The sequence below is a fragment of the Micromonospora sp. DSM 43699 genome, assembly GCF_055517075.1.
Genome location: NZ_JBTMMT010000243.1, coordinates 1 through 425, shown reverse-complemented (window position 1 = coordinate 425; position 425 = coordinate 1). Strand labels below are relative to the sequence as shown.

The following is a 425-nucleotide window of genomic DNA, read 5'->3' as shown; positions in this document are numbered from 1 at the left end:
ACCAACGCCGCGACCAGCGCACGCGCCACGACGGCAGCGAGCACGACGATCGCCCGCGCGGCAGCCGCCACGAGCGCCACGACCGCGGCCATCAACGCCGCGACGACGACGACGATCAGGGCGACCAAGGATTGGGCGCGCCGCACCCGCAGCGCGCCCGTCGCGACGCCGAGATCCGCCTGTACGGCCTGAACGCGGTGCGCGCGGTGTTCGCGCGGCGGCCGCAGGCGCTGCGCAAGCTGTACCTGGACGCGCCGCGCATCCCGCAATTGCAGCCGATGCTGGCCTGGTGCGTGGCCAACCGGGTCGGCTATCGCGTGGTCGAGACCCAGGACCTGGACAAGCTCGCCGCCAGCGGCCACCACGAAGGCGTGGTGGCCGAGGTGCTGCGCGAGGAAGCCGCGCCGCTGTCGACCTGGCTGCGC

At 74.1% G+C, this 425-nt stretch carries 1 protein-coding gene; it reads left to right on the top strand.

The features are described 5' to 3' along the window. Positions 1-131: 131 nt before the first annotated feature. Positions 132-425, top strand: a 294-nt coding sequence (locus tag AC0AIB_RS31460; RefSeq protein WP_465098122.1) for an RNA methyltransferase substrate-binding domain-containing protein, incomplete at its 3' end; no start/stop codon positions are given.